A 2,551-nucleotide genomic window follows, 5' to 3' on the forward strand; every position below is an offset into this window, starting at 1 on the left:
GGTAAATTGCCGCCTCTGCTAGTGCTTCGATTTTTTCGAGCGCATCCTCTATTTCAAAATTAATGTAAGAAGTATTGTGTTGTTTATTTAGAGAGTTACTATTCATTCTTCACCCCTGCTAGTTAAAACTGATTCAAGGGAACGATTAATTTCATAGTTAATATCACATGCAAGAGCAATTAGATCGGTTAGGGTACTTGAACACTTTTCTTTATCAGCGGTATCCATAATGACCTCGTAAAGAGAACAGGCCAAACCTGAGCGGTATTTTGCATCGTCTAAAATAGTTGGTTTGCGTACCTCCGAATTAACTTTAACCGGTAGTTTTTGCCCTGTGTTGGAGCGTTTTATAGCTGCGGAGGTGAAAGTCTTTTTGAGCATAATAATCATACCTCAGTGTCAGTGTGTTTATTGTTGTCCTGCCATTTAGCTACTTCGGCTTCTCTTGGTGATTGAATTTATCACTTTGGTAGTTTTAAATCTATCACTATAGTTCTAATTAATCTAGACCTATAGTGATAAAAAATTATTTTTTGTTTTATGGTATTGAAGTAAAAGAGATTTTTGTTAAAAAACAAAAAAATGTTTTTTTACCTTGATAATTGCAATGATTTAGTCAAGAATTAAGATACTGTACATCTAAACAGTATCTTAAGAGGAAAGAATGTCAGAACTATTTCGAACGCACCCGGGGACTTATGCTACAGCAATCGAAATTGAACGGGATTGTTATCGTCTTCGCTTCATATCTCGGAACAGGTACACAATAACACCCACTAGTTCAACGTCAGAGTTGATAGGAGTTAATGGTACTCTGGTGTCATCAACTGATAGAAAGCCAAAAGCACCACCTTGTACAAAACGATATACAGAGTAGTTTTCTCCTATGCGCGCATATACCAAATCATCATTAGCTGCCTTTTCTGAACTATCAATTACAATTAAAGAACCTTCCGTGGCTTCTGCGCAGCCAGTATTTTGAGTGATTCTATACGCTCTATATGTGTCAGATGATTCAAAGAATCCCGGAATCATAATCGTATCTCCTGTATCACTATTGGCATCATAGATTTTTACAGGAAATGATTTAGCACACTTTACCACCACTGAAGCAGGTGAGTTGTCTGGATACATAGGGCCACTACCATCACTGAGCCACTCTGGACGCACACCGAGAACCCTGGCTAAATCAACAATTCTAGTAGTACTCTGTGCCTTTCCTGTGGTTAATTTCCAAATCATGGACTGAGCCATCTCTACTTCTTTGGCAAGGGAGGACTGCGTGAAGTCTCTTTTCCTCATTGCCTCTTTTAATCTTTTTGCAAATGTCATACCTACCTCTTCAATAAGTTTTGTTAATTCTATCTCTAAAGTGATATTTTTGCAAAAAAAACACTAAGGTGATTGATTTGCTCTTTTGGTGATATTATTATCACTATAGGGTTAATGAGAGGGTGAGGTATGAGAAATCTTGCGATAGAAAAGGCGATAAAAATTGTAGGTAATCAAACGATACTTGCTAAGGCATTAGGGCGCCAACAATCACTAGTTAGTGCTTGGTTGAATGGAAAGAAGCGCGTTTCTGTTTCATCTGTTCCTGACATTGTGAACCTTACAAATGGTGAGGTCCAAGCGCATGAGTTGCGACCGGATCTAGTGAAAATATTTCCACCGCCCGGAAATTATTAACCATGTTCCCTAATTCCTACGCTCAGGTATCAATGCCATCTCAATATTTTCCTGATGACGGCAAGTGGATACAGGAGATGTTACTGAGTCTTGATCCATCGACTCGCGGGAAAATCACAGTTCGGTATGCAGAAGTGTATGAAGCGGCTTGGGATGAGGAACCGGTTTCGTATCGGAAGGATAACGCGGCGAGGCGGGCGGCAAATATCCGGCTGCGGGAATTTGTTAGGAAATATGCCAGAGCGAGTCAGGGTTATACCGAGAAGCCGCTTAAGGCACCGAAAGCACTGCCAGAGAACCAGCCCCAATCGGAGGTGGCAGGATGATCGCAGTGGTATCAGGCAGTACGGAAAAGGCTGTGTCTTCTGGCTGTGGGATCGGTGGTAAGGGGATCACCAGGGCTAGCCATGAAAAAACAGCCAAATGAGAATGATTATCAAAGTGGGTAAAAAGCCAAAAAAAGTGGCAGTCAGGAAAAAGTATTAAATAAGTACCCCCTTATTTTTTTAGGACAAATGAGAATGATTATCAAAAACGAAAAAGCAGAAAAGATTATCAAAAAACATCGTGCGCTTGTGAGCTGGAAGCCTGCACGGGCCATTGCTGAATTAGTCGCTGCGGGCATGTCAGAGCCTGAGGCCGCCGCGATGGTCAAGGCAAACGCACCGACACGGAAGGAACATAAACCTCACAAACCCCACAACAGCCATGCAAAGCCAGTGGATCTGGAAGCGTTGAGCACTCACTACCTCGTGGTGGGTGATTATGACCTGCTGAGTCTCAAGCATCAGGACGCATTGATTGCCGCTATCCGAAACGGAAAAGGCAAAAGCTCATGGCATGATGAACCAATGGCGGTAAC

4 protein-coding genes and 1 pseudogene are annotated in these 2,551 nt (G+C 41.8%); 3 read left to right on the forward strand and 2 right to left on the reverse strand.

The features are described from left to right. Positions 1–102: 102 nt before the first annotated feature. Both AACQ83_RS23775 and AACQ83_RS23780 read right to left on the reverse strand, forming a co-directional pair. On the reverse strand, positions 103–381 hold the full coding sequence (locus AACQ83_RS23775) for a hypothetical protein (RefSeq protein ID WP_240000914.1): 279 nt from the start codon (positions 379–381) through the stop codon (positions 103–105). Between the two features lie 348 nt (positions 382–729). Next, a complete protein-coding gene (locus AACQ83_RS23780; RefSeq protein ID WP_112879862.1) occupies positions 730–1,332 on the reverse strand; it encodes a helix-turn-helix domain-containing protein in 603 nt (200 codons plus the stop codon). 129 nt (positions 1,333–1,461) lie between these two features. On the opposite strand from AACQ83_RS23780, the gene AACQ83_RS23785 reads away from it, so the two are divergent. The 3 genes and pseudogenes from AACQ83_RS23785 to AACQ83_RS23795 all read left to right on the forward strand — a co-directional run. Continuing rightward, complete coding sequence (locus AACQ83_RS23785) at positions 1,462–1,689, forward strand: transcriptional regulator (RefSeq protein WP_112879863.1); 228 nt, start codon at positions 1,462–1,464, stop codon at positions 1,687–1,689. Between the two features lie 2 nt (positions 1,690–1,691). Further along, on the forward strand, positions 1,692–2,015 hold the full coding sequence (locus AACQ83_RS23790) for a hypothetical protein (RefSeq protein WP_339366781.1): 324 nt from the start codon (positions 1,692–1,694) through the stop codon (positions 2,013–2,015). Positions 2,016–2,210: 195 nt separating this feature from the next. Beyond that, positions 2,211–2,551 (forward strand): annotated as a pseudogene (locus tag AACQ83_RS23795) (hypothetical protein); the annotation flags it as partial.

The organism is Photorhabdus sp. S10-54, assembly GCF_963878145.1.
GTDB lineage: Bacteria > Pseudomonadota > Gammaproteobacteria > Enterobacterales > Enterobacteriaceae > Photorhabdus > Photorhabdus kayaii.

Excerpts from the sequence above, each read along its gene's own strand:
- AACQ83_RS23785 (WP_112879863.1), top strand. The coding sequence starts at position 1,462 with ATGAGAAATCTTGCGATAGAAAAGGCGATAAAAATTGTAGGTAATCAA.
- AACQ83_RS23780 (WP_112879862.1), bottom strand. The coding sequence starts at position 1,332 with ATGACATTTGCAAAAAGATTAAAAGAGGCAATGAGGAAAAGAGACTTC.
- AACQ83_RS23790 (WP_339366781.1), top strand. The coding sequence starts at position 1,692 with ATGTTCCCTAATTCCTACGCTCAGGTATCAATGCCATCTCAATATTTT.
- AACQ83_RS23775 (WP_240000914.1), bottom strand. The coding sequence starts at position 381 with ATGCTCAAAAAGACTTTCACCTCCGCAGCTATAAAACGCTCCAACACA.